We start from the raw sequence: 22,072 nt of genomic DNA on the forward strand, positions 1-22,072 counted from the left end.
CCGCTCACTGCTCCAGGACCTCCGACCACACGGTCGTCCGCGCCTCCACGCCCACGGTGGGGTCGTTGCTCGCCGTGGTGACCGTGAGCCGTGCGATGCGCCCGCCGCCGGTCCGCACGCACAGCACCGTGCCCTTCTTCACCTCGGTCATGGCAATGCCCTGGGCGGAGACGAGGTCCAGACACTGTTTGCGACCAGGCACGCCGGGGCCCGGCCACACAGCCAGGTTGCTCGGGTTGTTCAGGCTGTCCGACTCGGCGACCTGCGGCGGATAGACGAGAGCCAGATGCAGGTCGCGCCCGTAGGTGACGAGCCGGGGCGGCTTGGTGTCCAGGGTCGGGCCCATCTCCGTGATGCGCACGGCGTTCTCCCAGTGGACGGGGTCCGAGCCGGCGGGCGACGCGGTCCCCGGCGCGGTAGAGGGAGAGGTGACCGACTCCGGGGAGCCCACCGGGCCCGCCTGCGCGGAGGCCGCGTCCGGTGACACCACCGGGTTCTGGGGCGTCCGCTCGGCGCCCTTCGCCCCGTCCCCGAACGCTCCGGCCAGCTTGATCAAGGCGATCACCACCCCGCCGGTCAGAACGAGGGCGACGGCGCCCGCGACGACCAGCCACCTCGGGCCCCGGGACGGAGGCGGCGGAGGGGGGTAATAGTTGAACTGCTGGTTGTTGTAGCCCGTCTGCCCGGCCGAGCCGCGGTACACGTTCCCGGACGGTCCGCCCACGCCGGGGCCCCCGAATCCGCTCACGCCCCCGGCCCGAAGTGGTTGGTCTGCTGATTGAAGTTGCCCCGCTGCACGGCGGTGGGCCCGTGGTAGACGTCGCCCGCCGGCCGGTCGTCGGCCGCGAGAGCCTGCCGTTCCTCGACCAGCGCGTTCAACTCGGCGACGACCGTCGCGCGCTGCTCGACGGGAAGGCCGCGCAACAGGTCCTCGACGCGGTCCTGCCAGGCGCCTTCCTGGCGCAGCCCGACCCGCTCCCGCTCATCGGGTTCGGCCGAGGTGAGGACGGCCGCCGTTCGGTCCAGCCGGTCCAGCTCGACACTCACGTCCGTCCTCTCCCCACGGCCGATGATCTGTGCGGCCCGGTCCCGGAAAGCGATCCAGGTATCGCTCGCGACGGCCTGGACCACCGCCACACTGAATGCGCCCGCGACCGCCGCCGCTCCTTCTGCGAGCATCCCGCTCCCCCTCACATCGCGCCCTCGCGGGCATGGTACGACTCAACTGACATGCCGTGAGGGGGAATTGCCACTACTTCGCGCACGACTCCACGAAGGCGCCCCACGCTCCGGGGGCGACGGCGAACGTGGGACCGTCGGCCACCTTGGAGTCCCGGACGTGGACGGCGTGGGGGCAGGTGGCGACCTCGACGCACTCGCCGCCCTCGTTGGTGCTGTAGCTGGACTTGTGCCATGCGTAGGCGACTTCGACGCACTCGCCACCTGTGTTGCCGCTGTAACTGCTCTTGAACCAGGCCAGGTCGGACTTCATAGCTTCGCCGCAATCCTCTCGATCAGTTCCACGGACTCCCAGGGGGTGAGCGCCTGGGCCCGCAGCGCGCCGAAGAGGTCGTTGAGCCGGTTGACCTCGTCGGGTTTCGAGATCAACGTATCCACACCATGCCCCTCCGTGTACCCCAGATTGCGTCCTTCTCGGGTACACAGCAGCTTCAGCGGCCCGTGCAGCCCCGCGTGCACCGACCGCTGCGTCGGCATCACCTGCACCGTCAGGTGGTTCCGAGTCCTGACCGACTCCAGCACATGCAGAAGCTGTTCCTTGAGCACCGCCTCCCCGCCGATCGGCCGCTGGAGGACCGACTCCTCGACGACGTAACTGACGATCGCCTTCGGCCTGCGGTCCAGCACCCCCTGCCGCTCCAGCCTCGCCTGCACATGCCGGTCGATCTCGTCCGGCTCGTACACCGGCACCCGCGTCTCGTACAGCGCCCGCACGTACGCCGGGGTCTGGAGCAAGCCCGGTACCACCATGCACTCGTACGCGCTGATGCTCGCCGCGTCCGCCTCCGTGCGCTTCCAGTTGAGGAACTTGGGCGAGTACTTCTCCTCCTCCATCATCTCGACGCACGACCGCAGCACCCCCTGCGCGCACAGCGCCGCGTCCGCGTCGACCAGGAACGCCGTCGTCGGGATGCGTTCCGCCCGCTCGTACGCGCCCACCAGCGACTCCGACATCAGGAGCCGTTCGGCGAGGTCCTTCTGCGTCAGGTCCGCCATGCTGCGGAACTTCTTGACCAGCTCGCCCACGTGCCTGCGCGCGGGCGAGGGCTCCCCATTCGATCCCACAACCGCCACCGTCCTTCCCACACCGCCCCGAAGTGGATCGTCACCCCCTGGTCACGCTAGGCACTCGTGCCGATGCTCATAGGCATGACCGTGGAAAAACTCCCCGATTGGGTGCCGGCCTCCGGCGTCCAACTCCGCCTCTCCGGCATCCACTTCGACGCCATTCGCGTGCGCGGCGTACGCGGCGAGGCCGTCCTGCACCACCTCGGCGACGCGACCGGGGGGCGCCCCGGGCCCGTGGTGCGGGAGGTCGCGGGCGGGCGGTGGACGTACTTCCTGATCCCGCCCGGCACCAGCAAGGAGTACACGTGGCCGCCCGGGGCGACGTGCTTCGGGCCGTGCGTGCGGGATCTGTACGTGGGGATTCCGGCCGCGCACGGCAACACCTATCCGCTGTCGTGGCGGTGCGGGGCTCCGGTCGAAGGGGGATTCGTCGACCCCGACCTGCTGCACGAGATCGTGACCGCGCAGCTGTGCACGGGGCCGTGAGGGAGGAACCCCGGACCGCGTGCGCACGTCTTGCCTGGTGACCTAGGCAGAACCACGGGGGGATGGGCATGGCCGTCACGCTGGGCGAGGAAGTCGCGCTGTTGTCGCTGGACGACGCGTCGGGTGCCGCCAAGGACCGGCAGAACGCCGGGTGGGCCGTCGCGGGGGGCACCCTTTTGGAGCTGGTGCTGGCGGGGCGCGTGACGGTGAGCGGTGGGCGGCTGGCGGTGGCGGACGCGACGCCGACCGGGGGCGCGCTGCTCGACGAGCGGCTGCGGACGATCGGCGACTGGACCGGGAGGAACAGCGGGCGCAAGGTGGTCGCCTGGCTGACGAAGGACCAGCCGAAGGCGGTGCGGGCGGCCGTGGAGAGTCTGTGCGCGCGGGGGCTGGTGGCGGAGGAGCGGCACCGGGCACTCGGGATCTTCCCGGTGCGGCGCTACCCGGAGGCCGACGGGTCGGTGGAGCGGGAGCTGCGGGAACGGCTGGCGGCCGTGGTCCTGGAGGGGGCGGAACCGGACGACCGTACGTCCGGGCTGATCGCCCTGCTGCACGCGGCCCGCCTGCACCGGTTGGCGTTCTCCGAGGCGCCGCGCAGGCGGGTCGAGCCGCGCATGGCGGAGATCGCCCAGGGGCAGTGGGCGGGCGCGGAGGTCCGCGAGGCGATCCGCAACATGCAGGCGGCGGTCGCGGCGGCCACGGTCGTGACCGTCGCCGGGGCGGTCTGAGACGCGCGTACCGCGAGCCGGGTCCCGGAGCGGCGGGCGCTCCGGGACCTGGGGTGGGGCGTGGTTCAGGCGTCCGGGTTCAGGACCAGCTTCGCCGTGTTGTTCTCGGTGTTCGGGTCGTAGGGCAGCGGCTGCGTGCCGTACGGGGGCTTCAGCGTCACCGCGCCGGTGGAGCGGGGGATGACCGTGTCGATCCGCAGCTCGAAGGGGAACGTCACGGTCTGCTTCTCCGCCACCCACATCGGCAGGTGGCACAGGTAGCGCGGGGCTCCGGTGGTGCCGTCGTACCACTGGCCGTCCAGGGTGCGGGCCTCGCAGTTCTCGGGCACGGCGGTGACGGTGGCGCCCTTGGGGACGACGAGGTCGACGCCGGCGACCGGGTCACCGGACCCGAGGTTGGCGACCCACGCGGGGCCCCGGTTGCGGAAGGTCAGCGCGGCCTGGACGGTCTGGCCCGCGGCGCCGCTCACCCGCGCGCCGCGGACGGCGAAGTCGGCGGTGTTGGCGGCCTTGACCCCGACGAGGGCGCCGTTGTCGCTCGGCTCCAGGTCCGTGACGCCGCCGCCGGGGTGGACGCCGATGTCGATGCGCTCGTAGAGGGCGTGGGGGGCGACGGTGGCCGTCAGCGGTGTGGGCAGGGTGAACGATCCGCCCGGTTCGACGACCTCGTCGAACGCGCAGTCCACCTTGGTGACGGGCTTGACGGCGCCCTCGCCGACGGGGGTGTGGGTGCACCGGTCGGCGACCGTGCCGAGGTCGAGGCCGCGCGAGACGTACAGGGTGACCTGGACGCCGTTGGCGGCCCGGTTGCCGTGGTTGACGACGCTGAGCGGCACCGGCACCGTGCTGCCCGGCTGGACCCCCTCGACCGAGGTGTTCCCGGCGTCGAGGACGAGGTCGGGGCCCGAGGCGACGCGGAGCGTCGTCTCGAAGCCGTCGGGGGAGGTGAGTTCGCCGCCCGCCGTCGTCGCGGCCTTCGCCGTGTAGGTGATTCGGCCACTGGCGCCGTCGGCCGCGCCGGCCGCCGCCCGGACCTGGAGCCGCACCTGGTCGCCGCCGGTGACCGGGACCTCGGGGACGTCGCACACGGCGGTGGTGCCCGTGGGCGCGCAGTTCGCCGGCCAGGTGACGTCGGCGACGCCGGCCAGGCCGGTGATGTCGACGGTGAGCCGGCCGTCGGTGACCCGGTAGTTGTCGTTGTCGTGGGTGAGCCCCAGGACGAGGGTGGTGGCCGGGGGCTGCTGACCGCCGTCGGCGGCCATGGGCAGGGTCCGCTCGTACGGCGACTGGATCCACAGCGTGTCGCTGTCGGCGAGGGCCGGGGTGGCCATGCCGAGCGTGGCCAGCCCCGCCGCGGCGGCGCAGGCGCCGAACCGTGCGACGCGGCCGGCGGAAGGCGTTCTCATGGGTTTTCCCCCTGTGTCGTTCCCGTGTGTTCGTACACATGTCCTTGATCCGAATTCCGGACCGAAGGGAACGACCGTCGAGTGGGGTGGAGGGTTGCCCCCGGCTTTTTGACGCACCGTCAGGTCGGTTGCCCGGCTCCGGCGGCTCCGGCGGGCCGGGCGGCCGGGGGGACCGCCCCGCGGCGCCGGATCACCAGGGCCATCAGGGCCGCCACCGCGCACAGCGCGCCCGAGGCGTACCAGACGACGTCGTACGAGCCGAAGACGTCCCGGGCGACGCCGCCCGCGAAGGCGACGAGCGCCGCGCCGATCTGGTGGGAGGCGAGGACCCAGCCGAAGACGATGGCGCTGTCCTCGCCGTAGTGCTCGCGGCACAGGGCGATCGTCGGCGGGACCGTGGCGACCCAGTCCAGGCCGTAGAAGACGATGAAGAAGACCATCGGCGGGTCCACGGACGGCGCCAGCAGCACCGGCAGGAAGAGAAGCGAGACGCCGCGCAGCGCGTAGTACACGGCCAGCAGGCGCCGGGCCTCGAAGCGGTCGGTGAACCAGCCGGAGGCGATGGTGCCGACCACGTCGAAGACGCCGATCACCGCGAGGAGCGACGCGGCGGCCGTGATGGGCATGCCGTGGTCGTGCGCGGCGGGGATGAAGTGGGTCTTGACCAGGCCGTTCGTCGAGGCCCCGCAGATGGCGAAGGTGCCGGCGAGCAGCCAGAAGGGGCCGGTGCGGGCGGCCGAGAACAGGACGGTGACCGTCCGGCGCGCCGCTCCCGGCACCGGCGCGGGCTTCGGTACGGGGTCGGCGGCGCCGTACGGCGCGAGCCCCACGTCCGCCGGGTGGTCGCGCAGCAGGAGCCAGACGAAGGGGACGACGACGAGCGCGGCGAGCGCGACCGTGACCGCGGCCGGGCGCCAGCCCTCGTGCTCCACGAGCCAGGACAGCAGCGGCAGGAAGACCAGCTGCCCGGAGGCGCCGGCCGCGGTGAGGATGCCGGTGACCAGACCGCGCCGCGCCACGAACCACCGGTTGGTCACGGTCGCCGCGAAGGCCAGCGCCATCGAGCCGCTGCCGAGCCCGACGAGGACACCCCAGAAGAGGATGAACTGCCAGGACGCGGTCATCCACACCGTCGCCATCGAGCCGGCGGCGATGACGGACAGGGCGACGGCCACGACCCGCCGGATGCCGAACCGGTCCATGAGGGCGGCGGCGAACGGCGCCGTCAGGCCGTACAGCGCGAGATTGACGGAGACGGCGAAGCCGATCGTGCCGCGCGACCAGGCGAACTGCTGGTGCAGCGGTTCGATCAGCAGTCCCGGCAGCGAGGCGAAGGCCGCCGCGCCGACGATCGTCACGAACGTCACGGCGGCGACGAACCACGCGCGGTGGACGCGCGGGACGCGCGAACCGCGCGGGTCGCCGGCCGGGCGCGGCTCGCCGGGGGGAACGGGGGAGGCGTCGACGGGTTCAGGGGTTGTCCGGGTCACGCCACACACCATGGCAGGCCGGTGAACCGGCAACCATTGGCCTGGCTGCCGGGTATCGCTAGGATCGGGCCATGGGCCCCGCACTGACCGGCGAGCAGCCGCCGCACCGCGTCGTCGTCCTCGCCCTCGACGGGCTCCTCCCCTTCGAGCTCGGCATCCCGCACCGCATCTTCGGCCGGGCGAAGTCCGCCGACGGCCGCCCGCTCTACACGATCACCACCTGCGGCGTCGCGCCCGGCCCGGTCCGCACCGACGCCGACTTCACCATCGACGTCCCGTACGGCCCCGAGGCCCTCGCCACCGCCGACACGGTCGTCGTCCCCGCCTCGTACGACCTCGGCCCCGTCTACGAGGAGGGCCGGCTGACCGACGAGCTGGCCGCCGCGCTCGCCCGCATCCGGCCCGGCACCCGCCTGGTCTCCATCTGCACCGGCGGATACGTCCTGGCCGCGGCCGGGTTCCTCGACTGGCGGCCCGCCACCACCCACTGGGCCGCCGCCGACCACTTCCAGCGGCTGTTCCCCACCATCAGGGTCGACGCGGGCGTGCTGTTCATCGACGACGGCGACGTGCTGACCTCCGCCGGGGTCGCCGCCGGACTCGACCTGTGCCTCCACATCGTGCGCCGCGACCACGGCTCGGCCGTCGCCAACGAGGTCGCCCGCGTCACGGTCGTCCCGCCGCACCGCGACGGCGGCCAGGCGCAGTACATCCAGCGCCCCGTCCCCGAGCCCGCGCAGCGGGCGACCACCACGGCCGCCCGCGCCTGGGCCCTGACGCACCTCCACGAGCCGCTCCAGCTGCGCGACCTCGCCGAGCAGGAGGCGATGAGCGTACGGACCTTCACGCGCCGCTTCCGCGAGGAGGTGGGCGTCAGCCCCGGACAGTGGCTCACCCAGCAGCGCGTCGAGCGGGCCCGCCACCTCCTGGAGACGACCGACCTGACCGTCGACCAGGTCGCACGCGACTCCGGGTTCGGCACCGCCCAGTCGATGCGGGCGCACCTGCAGGCCGTGCTCGGCGTCCCGCCGACCGTCTACCGGCGCACGTTCCGCACCGGCCACGCGACCCCCGCGTGACATCCGGCGCTCCCCCACCGCCCCCAGGGGTGACACATCGTCACCGAGCTGTTCGGGGGTGGCGGCGCGCTCATGCTCACCCCGAGCATGGCACGGCGGGCCGCCACCGCCGCGACCCGCGCTCGTCGAGGACGTCAGGCCCTCGGCGTCCCCTCGCCACGAATCGCTGATCCCAGGGTGATCAGAGGAGCACGACGCGTCAACAGCTATGCGAAGATTGACCCGTTAGGACCTATTGTGTGACGGCCCAGGACGGTTCGTACGCGCCGGGCTCGCGCACCACCCGCGCCGTCACGGGCGCGCACCTGTCCACCTCGCACCAGATGCGCTTTCCGGCGCCCTCCGTCTGCCAGCCCCACCGGTCGGCGAGCCCGTCGACCAGCTCCAGGCCCCGCCCGTTCGTCTCGTCACCCTCGGCGTGGCGCCGCAGTGGCGGGCGGGCGCAGCGGTCGGCGACCTCCACGCGTACCGTCCCCGCCTCGGCCGCGCCCGCCCCGAACAGCATCCGCAGCACGGCCGGACAGCCGGTGTGCACGACGGCGTTGGTGACGAGCTCCGAGATGAGCAGCACCAGCGTCTCGGCCAGCGGCTCGTCATCCCCTATCCCGGAACCTGCGAGGCGCGACCGCGCCCATCTACGGGCGCGGCCCACCTCCGCGGGATCGGGTCCGATCTCCAACTGAACCTGAAGCACCTGCACCGCTCACACCATCCGAACCGGCGGACACATCGCCTCGTGTCTCACAGCGACCACAGCCGAAACAGTCGTCACTGAACGTGATTTCCCTGTGGGACAGCATGGTTGACGTACAGTCACCGCAACAAGCGCTTCGGGCATATTCCAGCGCGAAGGAGTACGCCTGCGGCATACTGTGCGACGCACATCGCGGGCAGTCGAACAGGGGCGCGCATCAGCGCCGGAACGCCCCAGCCTCTGCACCACTCGCATCTCACGGAGCGTACCGGAGCCAGGAGCCGACTCCGGGCTGTGACGAGTCCGTCCAAGGACACAACCCGGTATCGACTCACAGTGACCGTGGCGGCGCGCCCCTACCGGCGGCGCGAGCTCCCCTCCGGCGTCGGGGCGGCCTCAGTCGCGGCCTCAGGGTTCCTGCGTCATGAAGTAGCGGGCGAAGGCGGTGACCGCCTCCTCCTCGTCGATGCGCCCGCTGCGGTCCACGTCCAGCGACTCGGCCGCGAGCGCGGCCGTGTGCGACTCCACGCCCAGCGCCAGCAGGGCCCGCTCCAGCTCGCCCGTCTCGGCCTGCCCGTCGTCGTCCTGGTCGGCGACGGCGAGCACGGCGCGCACGAAGGGGCGGACGATCTCGGCGAACCGCTCGGGGCTGTCGCGCAGCCGCTTGACCGCGCCGTTGACGAACTCGCCCCGGGTGACCCGCTGATCGCCGTCCACGTCGGCGATGCCGGCCAGGCCCTGCCAGAACGCCTCGGCGCCGCCCGACACGGCCTGGCCCTTGTCGGAGCGGAAGGGGATGCCGAACGTGGTGAGCAACCGGGAGACCGCGGTGGTGAAGTCCTCGCGGGAGATATACCCGTTGCCGTCCTGGTCGAAGGCGTCGAAGCGGTCGGCGATCCGGCGCTGGTACAAGTCCTCTGCGTCCATGCCCGGGAGGGTACGTCGCGGACGGTCCGCCGTCACGCGGAGAGCGGCTGGGCCCGGTCGCCGGTGGCGGCGGCCACGTCGGCGTACACGGAGAACAGCCGCCGCACACCGAGGGCGGCGAGGACGCGGTTGACGTGGGAGCCCTCGACGGAGCCGTGGGCCGGCAGGATCAGCCGCAGGCTGCCGCGGCAGGAGTGGAGCAGGCGGCGGGCGGCGATGAGCACGCCGACGCCGCTGGAGTCGCAGAAGAACACGCCCGACAGATCGAGCACCACGTCGTGGCGGCCCTCCGCGACGGCGTCGTGGACGCGGCGGCGGATGACGGGTGAGGAGACCAGGTCCAGTTCGCCCCTGACGGACAGCACGGTCCAGGCGCCGTGCTCGGCTTCGTCGACCGTGAGCACCGTCACGCGCCTCACCCCTCATCGTTTCGCCGTTGAACCGGAGGAAGGTCTTCCTCTCGCGGCTGCTGCCCTGCCCGCCCCCCATGAAACACGATGAGCACCGCCGGACGTTTTCCTGCCCAAAGACAGGTGCTTTGTCGGTGCAGCGCACTACATTCGAAAGGAGTCGGGTCAAAAGGGCTCCGGAGGGCTCCGTATGGCGAAGGACACACCACCGCGCTGGGACCGCAGGATGCAGCAGCGGCTGGCGCGCGGCGAGGCGGCGGCCCTCGGCGAGCTCTACGACCGGTTCGCCTCGCTCGTCCACAGCACGGCGCACCGTGTGCTCGACGACGAGGAGGCGGCCGACCAGGTCACGCGCGAGGTCTTCGGGTACGTGTGGGAGAACCCGGACGCCTACGACCCGCGCCGCGAGGGCGCCATGCGCTCCTGGATCGCGCGGCTCGCCCGGAGCCAGGCCGTGCACCGGCTGCGGCAGACGGAGACGGCGGCGTACACCCGCAGCGGGGAGGGCTCGCCCGAGGAGCTGGAGCAGAAGGTGCGGCGCGCGGCGGTGGCCGCCCGCGCGGACTACATCGTGCAGTCCATGCCCACACCGCTGCGACGGGCGCTGGAACTGGCGTACTTCGAGCGCCGGGACTACCGCCAGACCGCCGCCGACCTCGGCGTGACCGAGGACGAGGCGCGGCGCCGGCTGCGCCTGGGGCTCCAGTTGCTGGCCACCGCCAACACCCGGCCCATGGACGGGCGGACGCTGTGACGGGGCCCCTGGACGGTGGCCGGGACGGCGGGCAGGACGAGGCGCGGGGCGCGCCGCGCATACCGTCACCGAGGAGGGCCGCCGACAACTACGACCTGCCACCGGTGACGGAGGCCCCGCCTCCGCTCCCCCACACGGTGCTGAAGTCCCTGCTCGGCGCCTGGGCGCTGTCGGCCTGCTCGGCCGAGGAGACCGCGGCGGTGGAGGAGCACCTGACCGAGTGCGCGCCGTGCGCGGACGAGGCGCTGCGGCTGCGCGACGCGGTGGGGCTGCTCCACCACGAGCGCGACCTGGACCTCGATCCGCTGCTGCGCTCCCGGGTGCTGGAGAACTGCCTGGGCCGCCGCCCGGCCCGTATCCCCGTCCCGGACTGGGCCGGCCCGTACGACGCGGAGACCGCCCGGCTCGACGCGCTGCTGCGCGACATCGGGGACGCGGAGTGGCACGCGCCGGTGCGGCTGCAGTGGTTCGAGGGCGAGCGGGCGGTCAGCCGCCGGACGACCGTGGCCGGGGTCATCGGCCATCTGCTGGCGGTGGACGGCCTGGTCACGTCGGCGCTCGGGCTGGGTGACCCGCTCGCCCCGCAGGTCCCGGGCGGAGCGGCGGGGCCGCCCGCACCCGTCGTCCCGACGGACCGGACCGAGACGTACTGGCGGGACGCGCACCACCCGCCGACGCGGACGATCCGCGATCCGTGGCGCGACCAGAGCCACACGCTGATCCGCACGGTCTCCTTCGCGGGCCGTGACGCCGCCGCGCTGTCCGTCTCGTACGGCGACTTCGCGCTGCCCCTGCGGGACGCCCTGCTCGACCGGGCCTTCGAGTGCTGGGTGCACGCGGAGGACATCGCGAACGCGGTGGCCTACCCGTACGAACCGCCCAGCGGCGCCCATCTGCACGGCATGATCGACCTGGCGGCCCGGCTGCTGCCGGCGGCGCTCGCCGACCGGCGCCGCGCGGGCCTGGCGGCTCCGCCCCGCCATCTGGTCGCGGCCGGTTCCCCCGGCCGCTCGCTGCATCTGGAGGTCGAGGGCTCGGGCGGCGGCCACTGGTACATCGCCCTGGACTCCCCGGCGGCCGTCGGCAGCCCCGACGAGGCGGTGGCCCAGGTGGCCCTGGACGCGGAGGAGTTCTGCCAGCTCGTGGCGGGCCATGTGCCTCCGGAGGAGGCCGCGGCGGGCCAGGACGGGGACCGCGAGGCCATCAAGGACGTCCTCTTCGCGGCGGCGTCCTTGAGCCGTCTGTAGCGCCGGGCCCCCCGGGGCCCGGCGGGAGGGGCCGTTACGCGAAGACGACCGTGCGGCGGCCGTTGAGCAGGATGCGGCGTTCCGCGTGCCAGGTGACCGCGCGGGCCAGCGCCTGGCACTCGACGTCGCGGCCGATGGCCACCAGCTGCTCGGGGGTGACGCCGTGGCCGACGCGCTCGACCTCCTGCTCGATGATCGGGCCCTCGTCGAGGTCCGCCGTCACGTAGTGGGCCGTCGCGCCGATCAGCTTCACACCGCGCGCGTGCGCCTGGTGGTAGGGCTTGGCGCCCTTGAAGCTCGGGAGGAAGGAGTGGTGGATGTTGATGATCCGGCCGCTCAGCTGCTTGCACAGGTCGTCGGAGAGGACCTGCATGTAGCGGGCGAGGACGACGAGCTCGACGTTCTCCCCGCGGACCAGCTTCAGCAGCTCGGCCTCCGCGTCCGCCTTCGTCTCCTTGGTGACCGGAATGTGGTGGAACGGGATGTCGTACGAGGCCGCGAGCTCCGCGAAGTCGGTGTGGTTGGACACCACGGCGACGATGTCGATGGGCAGCGCCCCGATCGACGTACGGAAGAGGAGGTCGTTCAGGCAGTGGCCGAACTTCGACACCATGAGCACGACCCGCATGCGCTCGTCCGCGCGGTGGATCTGCCAGTCCATCGCGAAGGAGTCCCCCACCGCCGCGAAGCTGGCGCGCAGCTTCTCCACGGTGACCGGCGCCTCCGCCGAGAAGTGGACCCGCATGAAGAAGAGACCCGTGTCCCGGTCTCCGAACTGCTGACTGTCCTCGATGTTGCAGCCGGTGATGAAGAGATAGCTCGACACGGCGTGCACGATGCCCTTTTTGTCCGGGCAGGAGAGTGTGAGGACATACTGGTCAGTCATCCTCGCAGGATGCCATATCGCGGCGGGCCCGCCCGACGCGCGTCCGCCAGGCGGAACGGGGCGACCGTCAGGCGGAACGGGTCATGATCCGCAGGACGTCCAGGGACTGCGGCGGCGCGTCCGGGTCCTCCCCGTCGTTCGCCGCCAGCCGCACATGCGCGTCCCGCGCCGCGCGGACCGCCTCCGGCCAGCCGTGGTGGGCCATGTACGTGGTGACCGGGGCGTCCGGTCCGACCTGATGCATGATCCGCAACACCCGCAGCACGGCGACGTCCACCAGCGCGGCCTCCCCGGAGTCGCGGAATATGGTGCCCACGTACTTCTCGGCGGACCAGTTGTCCAGCCAGGTGTCCTCGACCAGCCGGTACACGGCGTCGGTGACGTCCCCGTACCCCTCCCGGCCGGCCAGCCAGCACTCCTGGTGGAAGACCGGGTCGGAAAGCATGTGAAGCGCCGAGCGCACATTGCTGCGCCAGCGCCACCAGGGCATGTCGGTGAGCGGCATGCCGCCCATGGTGGAGGAGCGACGGCCGCGACGGGAAGAGTTCACGGAACTGGACACGTTTCGATCGTACGTTCCCCTGCGATACGGGCCGACCGCACCCCGCAATTCACCTCTCCGTCACCGAGCGTTGAACCACGCACACTGCAGCGTTACCCATGAGGCGGAATTGTGCGGACCATGACCGGCAGCGGCAGGCACGGCACCAGGCGGCGTTTCCCCCCATCCCTTCCTCTCCGGGCCGCGACGGCACTCGTCTCGGCCTGCCTCGTCACCGGCTGCGGGGCACTCCCTGGAGCCACGGGGGGCGCCAGGGAGCCCGTCACCGTGATGACATGGGCGCCCGAGGGCACCCGCGCGACCAATATGCCCGGCATGCCCGCCATGGCCCAGGCGTACGCCCGCTGGACCAACGGCGGCGGCGGCATCGACGGCCACGAGCTCCGCGTCGTCACCTGCAACGAGCACAACGACCCCGCCGGCGCCGCCGCCTGCGCCCGCCGCGCCGTCGACGAGGGCGTGGTCGCCGTCGTCGGCTCCTACAGCCACCACGGCCGGGCCTTCATGGCCCCGCTGGAGGCGGCGGGCATCCCGTACATCGGCGGATACGGCGTCGCCGACGACGAGTTCACCAGCTACCTCTCCTACCCGGTCAACGGCGGCCAGCCCGCGCTCCTCGCGGGCAACGGCATGCAGCTCGCCGACGCCTGCGAGCGCGTCTCGCTCGTCCGGCCCGACTCCGTCACCGGCGACGACCTGCCGTACCTCCTGAACTCCGGCCTCGCCCAGCGCAAACACCGCACCGCCACCGACATCCCGGCCGCCGAGGACGCCGGCGAGTACGCGGCCGAGGCCCGGCAGTCGCGCCGCCAGGCGGGCGAGGAGGGCGGCTGCGTCACCGCCGCGCTCGGCGAGCGCACCGCGCACTTCTTCGACTCCTTCCGCCGCCTGCCGTCCGACGGCCGCGACGTCAAGGTCTCCTCGGTCCTCGGCAGCGTCGACCAGCCACTCGTCGACCGCACCGGCGGCCCCAACAGCCCCTTCGAAGGCGCCTACATCACCGGCTGGTACCCGGACGCGGGCGACGAGCGCTGGGGCCCGATGAAGCAGGTCATCCGGGAGCACGCCTTCGGCGACAACCGCATCGACCCGGCCGACGCGGGCGTCCAGACCACCTGGATCGCCTACACCGTCCTGCGCCGGGTGATCGAGGTGCTCGACACGGAGGAGGTGACCGCCGGCAAGGTCACGCACGCCCTCAACCGGGGCGTCCGGGTCGACACCGGCGGCCTCACGCCCCCACTGCGCTGGCGCTTCCAGGACATGCTCGGCATGCCCAGCTTCCCGCGCATCGTCAACCGGGGCGTCACCTTCCAGGTGGTACGCCAGGGGCGGCTGGTTGCGCAGAAGCGCGGCTTCGTCGACACCGGCCCCACCCTGCGCAACTCCTCCTCGCTGTAGCGGCGGTCACGCCCGGCGCGCCCGGCGCGCGGTTCAGAGCTGCTCCGGCTGCCGAGGGGTCAGACCGTACGTACCGGCGATCTTGTTCCACAGGCCGCCGGCCTCCCGCTTGGCGGCCGTCGCCTCCCCGCTGGCCCGGTTGGCCAGGGCGGTGTGGTTCGTGTGACGCGCCTTGCCGTCCTTGCAGCCCTTCTTGCCCTTGACCTGCGTGGCCCAGGCCGCGTAGTGGTCGTCGGCGGACGCGGACGCCTGCCACGCCTTGGTGAGGGCGGCGGTCAGCGCGGCGTTGTCGGGCAGCTTGTCGACCTGGAGGCCCTGGAGCCGGGTCACCAGGCCGCGGCGCTGTGTCGCGGCGGAGCGCAGGTCGCTGGCGGCCTGGTCGAGGTTGTCGCACCGCTTGATGTTCTCGACGGAACGGATCACCGCGTCCCGGCTGTCGCTGCTCTGCGCGAGCAGCTTGTCCAGCTCCTCGGCCTGCGGCTTGGCCGGGTCGGGCGCCTGCGTGGCTCCGTCACCGGGCGGGGTGGGCGATGTGGCCGCGGCGACGCTCGTGTGGTCGGCCTTGGTGCCGGGGTCGTCCCCGCCGGCGCTCAGCAGCGCGCCGGCGCCGAGACCGACGACGGTGCAGCCGATGACGACGGCGGCGATGAGCGTCACCTTCGACGACCGGCGCCCCGCGGCGACGCGCTCCTCGGACTGCGGCCGGACGGGCTCGGGCGGTGTGCCGTACTGGGGCATGTGCTGCGTGGCGGCGGCGTCGTTACGGAAGAGGTTGTCGAACTCCGCCGGCGGCTGCCGCTCGTCGGGCGTCCCGGGGCGTATCCCGAAGGGCGCGCCCGAGGGCTGCGGCGGGACGGGCGGCAGGTACTGCGTCGCCTCGGCGTCCGCCCCGGTGGGCGGCATCGGGCCGGGGCCGCCGGCGACCGGGGCGATGTACTGCGTGGCGTCCGCGTCGGACGCGCTCCCGGGCGCCGTCCCCCTGGGCGCCTCGGGCGGCAGGGGCTGCGCGACGGTCCCGTACTGCGACGGGTGCGGTTGCTGCGGCCGGTGCTGCTCATGCGCCTGCTGGTGCTGGTGCTGCTGGTGTGCCTGGTGCTGGTGAGGCTGCTGCGGCTGGTGCTGGTGAGGCTGCTGGGGCTGTGTGCCGTACTGTCCCGGCTGTCCCGGCTGGCCCTGCTGGGGGTACGGGTACTCCTGCGGGTACGACGGGTAAGCCCCGGGCTGCGGCTGGTGCGGCTGGTGCTGCTGCCCGTCCGGCGGGCCCCAGGGGCCGCCCCACGGTCGGCCCCCGGCCGGCCCGGCAGCCGCCGGGTCGCTCCATGCCGCGCCGCCCTCGGCGGGCAGCACGACACCTTCGTGCGCGGGCCGCGCCGCCGGAAGGTGCGGCTCCTGACCCTGTCCGCTCTGCGTCACCGGGACTCCTACGTCTGTACCTACGGAATCGTCGGCTCACGCTACCGGGTGACTCCCGGCCCGCGCACACATGTGTGGCAGCAGTAACAAGAACCCTTGGCAAGTCGCTGTTAAGGCCCGATCACGCGGCGGCCTGCAACTCCAGCCGGGCGCCGAATTCGCGGACCGACGGCTCGTTCGCGTAGGGCTCCAGGCGCAGTTGCAGGTCGTCCAGGTACTCCGCGCCGCGCGAGGAGCGCAGGGTGCCGAGCAGGTCCACCGCGCGCGTGCCCGTGTGGCAGGCCTGTTCGACCTCGCGCTGCTGGAGCTGGGCCGTGGCCAGCAGGACGAGGCCGATCGCGCGCCGCCGCGCCCGCGTCTCCGGGTGCCCGTCCAGCGCGTCGGTCGCCGCCCGGGCCGCCGCCTCCGGCATGCCCAGGTCGCGGTAGCAGTGGGCCAGTTCGTCGGCGAGGTAGGCGTGGTCGAAGTGGGCGATCCACACCGGGTCGTCGCCCGCCCGCGCCTCGGCCCGGTCCATCGCGGCCACCGCACGGGCGGTCACCTCCTGGCACACGCGGGCGTCCCCGAGCAGGGCGTGCCCCCGCGCCTCGGCCGCCAGGAACATCGCCTCCGCCCTCGGCGTGATGTGCCCGCGCGCCCCTTCCTGCGCCGCCCGCGCCAGCTGGGCGATCTCGCGCGGGTTGCCGAGCTGCGCGGCCAGGTGGCTCATGGACGCGGCCAGGACGTACCCGCCGTACCCCCGGTCCCCGGCGGCCTGTGCGAGCCGCAGCGCCTGGATGTAGTACCGCTGCGCCAGCCCCGGCTGGCCGGTGTCCACCGCCATGTACCCGGCCAGTTCCGTCAACCGGGCCACAGCGGCGAACAGTTGGCGCCCGACCGTGTCGCGGTACGAGCCGGACAGCAGTCCGGACACCACGCTGTTGAGGTAGTGCACGACCACCGGCCGCACATGCCCGCTGCCGAACCGGTGGTCCAGCTCCACGAGCGCGTCCGTCATCGCCCGGACCGCCTCGACGTCCGACACCCCGACCCGGGCGCCGGCCTGCCGCGCCACCTGCGCGTCCGCGCCCGTGATCAGCCAGTCGCGGCTGGGCTCGACCAGCGCGGAGGCGGCCACCGCCGTACCGGACAGGAAGTCCCGGCGGCCCACGTCGCTGCGCCACAGCTCGCAGACCTGCTCGATCGCGCCCAGCACGGTCGGTGCGAACTGCAGCCCCACGCCGGAGGCTAGGTTCTTGCCGTTGGCCATGCCGATCTCGTCGATCGTGACCGTACGCCCCAGCTTGCGGCCCAGCGCCTCGGCGATGATGCCGGGGGCCCGTCCGCGCGGTTGCTGGCCGCGCAGCCAGCGCGCCACGGAGGTCTTGTCGTACCGGAGATCCAGTCCGCGCTCTTGCCCGACCATGTTGACGCGGCGGGCGAGCCCGGCGTTGGAACACCCCGCTTCCTGGATGAGAGCCTGCAGCCGTTCGTTCGGCTGACGGGCGACGAGCGGCCTCGCTGCCATGACTACCCCCTGGGTGCCGCGGTGATCAGTCCGCTGATCACTGCCCGGCTGATATGCGGAGAATGCAGAACTTGCCGCCGTAATACCGGCGGGTCACGAAACACCGTGCAAGTCACGCAAGTCGTACAAGGTCGTTCGTCATCGTTCGGGTAGGCGCACAGGCGTCCAAGTCGGCCCAAGTCCCCCTAAGTAGCAACCCTCCTTGTAAGGTGCGGAATGCCGGGAGCCCACCCCATTCATGGCATGTCTCCACCAGCTGTGGCTACCCGCGGGCCGCTCCCGACCGCACGCGCGCCCCCGCCCATGCATCCATGCGCCCCGGACGGCGAATCGATGCTCCTCTGCCTCCCTGCCCGCGCCCCGTAACCCGGCGTGAAGCCGGGAGTTGAGCTCACCGTGGAAGACACCATCGGAGTCACGGAAGCCGCACAGATCCCCCAGCAGCGAGGCGAGCAGCTGCTCGACGCCGCCGTGCGGTACGCGGAAGAGCGGCACTGGGACGTGCTCCCCGGCACCTGGCTGGAGCCGGTGGACGGTCAGGCGCGGTGTTCGTGCGACGACACCGCGTGCCCCGCGCCCGGCGCGCACCCGGCCCGGCCCGACTGGGCGACGCAGGCGACGGGCAGCGCCGTCGCGGCGCGCCGTATGTGGGGAAAGCAGCCCAGGGCGTCGGTGCTGCTGCCGACCGGGCGGACCTTCGACGCGCTGGACGTCCCGGAGTCGGCGGGGTTCCTGGCGCTCGCGCGGATGGAGCGGATGGACCTCACGCTCGGCCCGGTGACGCGCACGCCCAACCGCCGGATGCAGTTCTTCGTCCTGCCGGGCGGCGCCGCGAAGGCGGCCGAGCTGGTCCGGAAGCTGGGCTGGTCGCCGACCGGCATCGACCTCGTCGCGCGCGGCGAGGGCCAGTACGTGGCGGCCCCGCCGACCCGGGTGGGCGGGCTCGGCGCGGTGCAGTGGGCGCAGCACCCGACGCCGGCGAACCGCTGGCTGCCGGACGCCGAGGAGCTGATCAGCCCGCTGGCGTACGCGTGCGGGCGCGAGGCGGCTGCCGCACGGTCCCGGCAGGGGTGACGTCCCGTACCGGCGCCTCCGTACGCTGGCCCGTATGCGCTCCCCCTGTCGACGGGGGCAACGGGGTTACGGAAGGCAAGGACCATGCCGGACGAGACGGACGAGACGGACGAGACGAGCGCCGGCGCGCCGGCCGTGCGCGTCGAGGGGCTGTGGAAGCGGTTCGGCGAGCAGGTCGCCGTCGCGGGTATCGATCTGGCGCTGCCGGCGGGCCGGTTCATCGGTCTGGTCGGACCGAACGGCGCGGGCAAGACCACGACGCTGTCGATGGTGACGGGCCTGTTGCGACCCGACCAGGGGCGGGTGGAGGTGGCCGGGCGCGATGTATGGCGCGACCCGGCCGAGGTGAAGGCCCGGATCGGCGTGCTGCCGGAGGGGCTGCGGCTGTTCGACCGGCTGTCGGGGCGTGAGCTGCTGGCGTACACCGGGCGGTTGCGGGGGCTGCCGGGTGACGAGGTCGACAAGCGGGCGGCGCAGTTGCTGGACGTGCTGGACCTGGCGGGGTCGCGGGACAAGCTGATCGTGGACTACTCGACCGGCATGCGGAAGAAGATCGGGCTGGCGGCGGCCCTGCTGCACAACCCCGAAGTGCTGTTCCTGGACGAGCCGTTCGAGGGTGTGGACCCGGTGTCGGCGCAGACGATCCGGGGCGTGCTGGAGCGGTACACCGCGTCCGGGGCCACGGTGGTGTTCTCCAGCCATGTCATGGAGCTGGTGGAGTCGCTGTGCGACTGGGTCGCGGTGATGGCGGCGGGCCGGATCCGGGCGCAGGGCACGCTCGCGCGGGTACGGGGCGACGCGCCGTCGTTGCAGGCCGCGTTCCTGGAACTGGTCGGCGCTCAGGGGCGGGACGCCGGGGAGTCGCTGGACTGGCTGGGCGGTGGCCGGTGATTTCCCTCTTCGTCCGGTTGAAGCTGGCGCTGCTGCGCAACGGGCTGCGGCAGTCGGCGGGGCGCACGGCCGCGTATGTCACGTCCGCCGTGCTGGCGCTGCTGGCCGCGGCGGGGCAGTTGGCGGGTCTGGTGCTGCTGCGCGGGGACGCGTCGGCGGGCACGGTGGTGGTGCTGCTGACGGCGGTGGTCGCGCTGGGGTGGGCGGTGATGCCGCTGTTCTTCCCGAGCGGGGACGAGACGCTGGACCCGACGCGGCTGGTGATGCTGCCGTTGCCGCCGGGACCGCTGGTGCGGGCGCTGCTGGTGTCGTCACTGGTCGGGATCGGGCCGCTGTTCACGCTGTGTCTGGCGGTCGGCGCGGCGCTGGCCCTGGCGCGCGGTGCGGCGGGGGTGGTGACGGCCGTGGTGGCCGTACCCCTGGTGCTGCTGGTGTGCGTGGCGCTGGCGCGGGCGGTCGCGGCGGCGAACATCCGGCTGCTGACGTCGCGCCGGGGGCGGGACCTGGCGGTGCTGAGCGGTCTGCTGATCGCGGTGGGCGTGCAGGTCGTCAACTTCGGTGCGCAGCGGATCAGCCGGTCGGGTGGGCTCGCGGCGCTGGATCCGGTGGCCGAAGTGGTGCGGTGGCTGCCGCCGGCGTCGGCGGTCGGAGCGGTGGAGGCGGCGGGCGACGGCGCGTACGGGGAGGCGGCGGCCGGGCTGCTGCTGACCGCGGTCGCGCTGGCCGGACTGCTGTACGTCTGGCAGCGCAGCCTGGTGAAGCTGATGACGGCACCGGACGGGTCGACGCAGGCGGCGGCGTCCAGCCCGTCGCGGCGTGCGTCGGCGCCGCCCTCCGGGCCGTCAGGGCGCCTGTGGCCCGAGGGGCGTGCGGGTACGGTGATGCAGCGCAGCCTGCGCTATGTGTGGCGGGACCCGAAGACGAAGGCGGCGTGGGTGACGTCGCTGGCGGTCGGTCTGATCGTGCCGCTGTTCAACGCGCTGCAGGGCACGGGCTCGATCTACTTCGCGTGCTTCGCGGCGGCGCTGCTCGGCATCCTGATGTACAACCAGTTCGGTCAGGACACCTCCGCGTTCTGGATGGTCGCGATGACGATCTCGTCGACGCGGGACGCCTACGAGGAGCTGCGGGCGCGGGCCGGGGCGCTCCTGGTCATCACCCTCCCGTACGTGGTGCTCGTCACCGCCCTGACGGCGGCGATCCTGGGCGACTGGCAGGCGCTGCCGGACGCGCTGGGCCTGTCCTTCGCGGTCCTCGGCGCGATGCTCGGAACGGGCGCGGTGGCGTCGGCGCTCTTCCCGTACTCGATCCCCCAGGACAGCGGCTACAAGAACGTGGCCCCCGGGCAGGCGGGCCTGGCGTGGATGTCCCTCGGGTTCGGCCTGCTCGCGGCGGTGGTCCTGAGCTCCCCGCTGGTCGCGCTGACGGTGGCGCTGCACCTCGCCGACGCCACGTACTGGCTGTGGCTGCTCCTTCCGCTCGGCACGCTGTGGGGCGGCCTGCTCGCCTGGGCGGGGCTGCGATTGGCGGCGCCCAGGACGGCGGCCCGGCTGCCGGAGATCCTGACGGCGGTCAGCAAGGGGTGACCCGGGGTCAGGGCGTCCGCACGCTGTCCAGGAAGGGCTCCACCACCGCGCGCCAGCCGCCCGGCCGGTCGTAGTGGACGAGGTGCCCGGCGTCGGGCACCTCGGCGTACTGGCCGTGGGGCAGTACACGGACCATCTCCTGCGCCTCGGCGCGGCCCAGTTCGCCGTCGAGGCCCCGGACCACCAGGGTGGGGCAGCGGACCTGGGCAAGGGAGTCCCAGTGGGCGTCGTGCACCCAGGTCTCGCGGGAGGTGAGCATCTGGCGGCGGGAGAAGACGGGGTGCCATCCGTCATCGCGCTCCGCCATCACCTCGGCGAAGAACTCCCCACGGGCGGGGCTGGGACGCTCCAGCCGTGGGTCGTCCTCGCCGAACCACTTCCGCACGTCGGCGAGGGTGGCGAACGGGACGGGCCAGGACCGGAACCACTCCTCCCACTCGCGCTGTGACGCGGCGCCCAGCGCGGAGGCGCGCATGTCGCAGATGACCAGGGCGTGGACGAGGTCGGGGCGCTCGGCGGCGAGCTGCCAGGCGGTGAGGGCGCCCATCGAGTGGCCGATGAGGACGACGGGCGCGAGGCCGAGCTGCTCGACGGCGGCCGCCGCGTCGGCGACGTACGCCTCGCGGGTGAAAGGGCCGTCGGCGGGCTTGGCGCTACGGCCGTGCCCGCGCTGGTCGAGCGCGACCGCGCGGTGCCGCTCGGCGAGCCAGCGGGCCGTGGACGCCCAGTGGGACGCCCGGCCCATCAGCCCGTGGAGCAGCAGGACACCGGGGGCCTGGTCCGGTGCGGAACGGGTGTCCCCGGCCGCCTGTTCCTTGGGCGGATCGGCGAACTCCCAGGCCGCGAGGTCTAAGCCGTCGGCTGCGGTCAGGTCGATGCGTCGCACCATGTGTCCTGGCACCCCCTTCTGTCTCGTACCGGCGCTCAGACTATCGAACTTGCATTCGAAAACGGGCTTCTGGCGTCCAACACCGCTCGTTCGAGTGACCCGGCTCAAGGATTGACGGGCGCAGCCGAGGGGAGATCTTCATCGGGAGGCGGGCCGCTCGGGGAAAAACGGTCCGACGGGGATGACCCTGAGAGCTCGGGGCTCCGGGTCAGCACAGGGGAGGTCGAGCCCCGGCGCCGCCGATCGGCGGGGCCGGGGGGGAGCCCCGGGGGGCGGGCGGGTTGTGTGGGGATGCGCCCGCGCCCTCCCCCCCCGCCGGGGGCGGTGGGGGGTGC

23 protein-coding genes are annotated in these 22,072 nt (G+C 73.0%); 9 read left to right on the top strand and 14 right to left on the bottom strand.

What is annotated here, in order from left to right:
* Positions 1-4: 4 nt before the first annotated feature.
* The 4 genes from ABZZ38_RS18275 to ABZZ38_RS18290 all read right to left on the bottom strand — a co-directional run bounded on the left by ABZZ38_RS18275 (position 5) and on the right by ABZZ38_RS18290 (position 2,304).
* Positions 5-748 carry a hypothetical protein gene (locus tag ABZZ38_RS18275; RefSeq protein WP_356740779.1) on the bottom strand — a complete coding sequence of 248 codons (744 nt, stop codon included), beginning with the start codon at positions 746-748 and terminating at the stop codon, positions 5-7.
* On the bottom strand, positions 745-1,179 hold the full coding sequence (locus tag ABZZ38_RS18280; RefSeq protein WP_356740781.1) for a hypothetical protein: 435 nt from the start codon (positions 1,177-1,179) through the stop codon (positions 745-747). Before ABZZ38_RS18280 ends, ABZZ38_RS18275 begins: the two co-directional genes overlap by 4 nt.
* 73 nt (positions 1,180-1,252) lie before the next feature.
* Complete coding sequence (locus ABZZ38_RS18285) at positions 1,253-1,492, bottom strand: DUF397 domain-containing protein (protein ID WP_356740784.1); 240 nt, start codon at positions 1,490-1,492, stop codon at positions 1,253-1,255.
* On the bottom strand, positions 1,489-2,304 hold the full coding sequence (locus ABZZ38_RS18290) for a helix-turn-helix transcriptional regulator (protein WP_356740786.1): 816 nt from the start codon (positions 2,302-2,304) through the stop codon (positions 1,489-1,491). The genes ABZZ38_RS18285 and ABZZ38_RS18290 overlap by 4 nt, the downstream gene beginning before the upstream one ends.
* An 84-nt stretch (positions 2,305-2,388) precedes the next feature.
* Between ABZZ38_RS18290 and ABZZ38_RS18295 the strand changes: the two genes are divergently transcribed.
* Both ABZZ38_RS18295 and ABZZ38_RS18300 read left to right on the top strand, forming a co-directional pair.
* Complete coding sequence (locus ABZZ38_RS18295) at positions 2,389-2,793, top strand: hypothetical protein (RefSeq protein WP_356740788.1); 405 nt, start codon at positions 2,389-2,391, stop codon at positions 2,791-2,793.
* A gap of 68 nt (positions 2,794-2,861) precedes the next feature.
* The gene (locus ABZZ38_RS18300; protein ID WP_356740790.1) at positions 2,862-3,521 is read left to right on the top strand and encodes a GPP34 family phosphoprotein; all 660 of its coding nucleotides are present in this window, start codon (positions 2,862-2,864) and stop codon (positions 3,519-3,521) included.
* 65 nt (positions 3,522-3,586) lie between these two features.
* Here the strand turns inward: ABZZ38_RS18300 and ABZZ38_RS18305 are convergent, their stop codons facing one another.
* Positions 3,587-4,927 (bottom strand): hypothetical protein, encoded by a 1,341-nt coding sequence (locus ABZZ38_RS18305; RefSeq protein WP_356740792.1) that lies wholly within the window; start codon positions 4,925-4,927, stop codon positions 3,587-3,589.
* Between the two features lie 119 nt (positions 4,928-5,046).
* Entirely contained in the window at positions 5,047-6,417 is a 1,371-nt protein-coding gene (locus tag ABZZ38_RS18310; protein WP_356740794.1) for an MFS transporter, read from the bottom strand.
* Between the two features lie 71 nt (positions 6,418-6,488).
* Here ABZZ38_RS18310 and ABZZ38_RS18315 point away from each other — a divergent pair, with 71 nt between their 5' ends.
* Positions 6,489-7,496 carry a helix-turn-helix domain-containing protein gene (locus ABZZ38_RS18315; protein ID WP_356740796.1) on the top strand — a complete coding sequence of 336 codons (1,008 nt, stop codon included), beginning with the start codon at positions 6,489-6,491 and terminating at the stop codon, positions 7,494-7,496.
* Positions 7,497-7,728: 232 nt separating this feature from the next.
* On the opposite strand, the gene ABZZ38_RS18320 is transcribed toward ABZZ38_RS18315, so the two are convergent.
* The 3 genes from ABZZ38_RS18320 to ABZZ38_RS18330 form a co-directional block, all read right to left on the bottom strand.
* Positions 7,729-8,196 (bottom strand): ATP-binding protein, encoded by a 468-nt coding sequence (locus ABZZ38_RS18320; protein ID WP_356740798.1) that lies wholly within the window; start codon positions 8,194-8,196, stop codon positions 7,729-7,731.
* A 402-nt stretch (positions 8,197-8,598) separates the two neighbouring features.
* Positions 8,599-9,117 (bottom strand): EF-hand domain-containing protein, encoded by a 519-nt coding sequence (locus tag ABZZ38_RS18325; protein WP_356740800.1) that lies wholly within the window; start codon positions 9,115-9,117, stop codon positions 8,599-8,601.
* 32 nt (positions 9,118-9,149) lie between these two features.
* Entirely contained in the window at positions 9,150-9,527 is a 378-nt protein-coding gene (locus tag ABZZ38_RS18330; RefSeq protein WP_356740802.1) for an STAS domain-containing protein, read from the bottom strand.
* 190 nt (positions 9,528-9,717) lie between these two features.
* Between ABZZ38_RS18330 and ABZZ38_RS18335 the strand changes: the two genes are divergently transcribed.
* Together ABZZ38_RS18335 and ABZZ38_RS18340 are read left to right on the top strand one after the other, a co-directional pair.
* Positions 9,718-10,281, top strand: a complete 564-nt coding sequence (locus ABZZ38_RS18335) for a sigma-70 family RNA polymerase sigma factor (RefSeq protein ID WP_356740804.1) — start codon at positions 9,718-9,720, stop codon at positions 10,279-10,281.
* On the top strand, positions 10,278-11,528 hold the full coding sequence (locus ABZZ38_RS18340) for a zf-HC2 domain-containing protein (protein ID WP_356740807.1): 1,251 nt from the start codon (positions 10,278-10,280) through the stop codon (positions 11,526-11,528). Before ABZZ38_RS18335 ends, ABZZ38_RS18340 begins: the two co-directional genes overlap by 4 nt.
* Positions 11,529-11,562: 34 nt before the next feature.
* Here ABZZ38_RS18340 and purU read toward each other — a convergent pair whose 3' ends face one another.
* Both purU and ABZZ38_RS18350 read right to left on the bottom strand, forming a co-directional pair.
* Entirely contained in the window at positions 11,563-12,414 is an 852-nt protein-coding gene (gene purU / locus ABZZ38_RS18345; RefSeq protein WP_356740809.1) for a formyltetrahydrofolate deformylase, read from the bottom strand.
* A 67-nt stretch (positions 12,415-12,481) separates the two neighbouring features.
* Entirely contained in the window at positions 12,482-12,928 is a 447-nt protein-coding gene (locus ABZZ38_RS18350; RefSeq protein WP_356740829.1) for a hypothetical protein, read from the bottom strand.
* Positions 12,929-13,096: 168 nt separating this feature from the next.
* Between ABZZ38_RS18350 and ABZZ38_RS18355 the strand changes: the two genes are divergently transcribed.
* Entirely contained in the window at positions 13,097-14,377 is a 1,281-nt protein-coding gene (locus tag ABZZ38_RS18355; RefSeq protein WP_356740811.1) for an ABC transporter substrate-binding protein, read from the top strand.
* A 33-nt stretch (positions 14,378-14,410) separates the two neighbouring features.
* On the opposite strand, the gene ABZZ38_RS18360 is transcribed toward ABZZ38_RS18355, so the two are convergent.
* Both ABZZ38_RS18360 and ABZZ38_RS18365 read right to left on the bottom strand, forming a co-directional pair.
* On the bottom strand, positions 14,411-15,790 hold the full coding sequence (locus tag ABZZ38_RS18360; RefSeq protein WP_356740813.1) for a hypothetical protein: 1,380 nt from the start codon (positions 15,788-15,790) through the stop codon (positions 14,411-14,413).
* Between the two features lie 121 nt (positions 15,791-15,911).
* Complete coding sequence (locus tag ABZZ38_RS18365; RefSeq protein WP_356740815.1) at positions 15,912-17,297, bottom strand: transcriptional regulator; 1,386 nt, start codon at positions 17,295-17,297, stop codon at positions 15,912-15,914.
* 396 nt (positions 17,298-17,693) lie between these two features.
* On the opposite strand from ABZZ38_RS18365, the gene ABZZ38_RS18370 reads away from it, so the two are divergent.
* The 3 genes from ABZZ38_RS18370 (at position 17,694) to ABZZ38_RS18380 (ending at position 20,848) form a co-directional block, all read left to right on the top strand.
* Positions 17,694-18,371 (top strand): bifunctional DNA primase/polymerase, encoded by a 678-nt coding sequence (locus ABZZ38_RS18370; protein WP_356740817.1) that lies wholly within the window; start codon positions 17,694-17,696, stop codon positions 18,369-18,371.
* A gap of 84 nt (positions 18,372-18,455) precedes the next feature.
* Positions 18,456-19,262 (top strand): ABC transporter ATP-binding protein, encoded by an 807-nt coding sequence (locus ABZZ38_RS18375; protein ID WP_356740819.1) that lies wholly within the window; start codon positions 18,456-18,458, stop codon positions 19,260-19,262.
* The gene (locus ABZZ38_RS18380) at positions 19,259-20,848 is read left to right on the top strand and encodes a transporter (RefSeq protein WP_356740821.1); all 1,590 of its coding nucleotides are present in this window, start codon (positions 19,259-19,261) and stop codon (positions 20,846-20,848) included. Before ABZZ38_RS18375 ends, ABZZ38_RS18380 begins: the two co-directional genes overlap by 4 nt.
* Positions 20,849-20,855: 7 nt before the next feature.
* Here ABZZ38_RS18380 and ABZZ38_RS18385 read toward each other — a convergent pair whose 3' ends face one another.
* Positions 20,856-21,737 (bottom strand): alpha/beta hydrolase, encoded by an 882-nt coding sequence (locus ABZZ38_RS18385; protein WP_356740823.1) that lies wholly within the window; start codon positions 21,735-21,737, stop codon positions 20,856-20,858.
* Positions 21,738-22,072: the final 335 nt, after the last annotated feature.

The sequence above is a fragment of the Streptomyces sp. NPDC006368 genome, from assembly GCF_040612535.1.
Lineage (GTDB): Bacteria > Actinomycetota > Actinomycetes > Streptomycetales > Streptomycetaceae > Streptomyces.

Bases quoted from the DNA above. Each gene is read 5' to 3' on its own strand.
- ABZZ38_RS18295 (WP_356740788.1), top strand. From the start codon at position 2,389: ATGACCGTGGAAAAACTCCCCGATTGGGTGCCGGCCTCCGGCGTCCAA.
- ABZZ38_RS18375 (WP_356740819.1), top strand. From the start codon at position 18,456: ATGCCGGACGAGACGGACGAGACGGACGAGACGAGCGCCGGCGCGCCG.
- ABZZ38_RS18325 (WP_356740800.1), bottom strand. From the start codon at position 9,117: ATGGACGCAGAGGACTTGTACCAGCGCCGGATCGCCGACCGCTTCGAC.
- ABZZ38_RS18335 (WP_356740804.1), top strand. From the start codon at position 9,718: ATGGCGAAGGACACACCACCGCGCTGGGACCGCAGGATGCAGCAGCGG.
- purU (WP_356740809.1), bottom strand. From the start codon at position 12,414: ATGACTGACCAGTATGTCCTCACACTCTCCTGCCCGGACAAAAAGGGC.
- ABZZ38_RS18300 (WP_356740790.1), top strand. From the start codon at position 2,862: ATGGCCGTCACGCTGGGCGAGGAAGTCGCGCTGTTGTCGCTGGACGAC.
- ABZZ38_RS18305 (WP_356740792.1), bottom strand. From the start codon at position 4,927: ATGAGAACGCCTTCCGCCGGCCGCGTCGCACGGTTCGGCGCCTGCGCC.
- ABZZ38_RS18285 (WP_356740784.1), bottom strand. From the start codon at position 1,492: ATGAAGTCCGACCTGGCCTGGTTCAAGAGCAGTTACAGCGGCAACACA.
- ABZZ38_RS18280 (WP_356740781.1), bottom strand. From the start codon at position 1,179: ATGCTCGCAGAAGGAGCGGCGGCGGTCGCGGGCGCATTCAGTGTGGCG.
- ABZZ38_RS18350 (WP_356740829.1), bottom strand. From the start codon at position 12,928: ATGGGCGGCATGCCGCTCACCGACATGCCCTGGTGGCGCTGGCGCAGC.
- ABZZ38_RS18355 (WP_356740811.1), top strand. From the start codon at position 13,097: ATGACCGGCAGCGGCAGGCACGGCACCAGGCGGCGTTTCCCCCCATCC.
- ABZZ38_RS18315 (WP_356740796.1), top strand. From the start codon at position 6,489: ATGGGCCCCGCACTGACCGGCGAGCAGCCGCCGCACCGCGTCGTCGTC.
- ABZZ38_RS18365 (WP_356740815.1), bottom strand. From the start codon at position 17,297: ATGGCAGCGAGGCCGCTCGTCGCCCGTCAGCCGAACGAACGGCTGCAG.
- ABZZ38_RS18385 (WP_356740823.1), bottom strand. From the start codon at position 21,737: ATGGTGCGACGCATCGACCTGACCGCAGCCGACGGCTTAGACCTCGCG.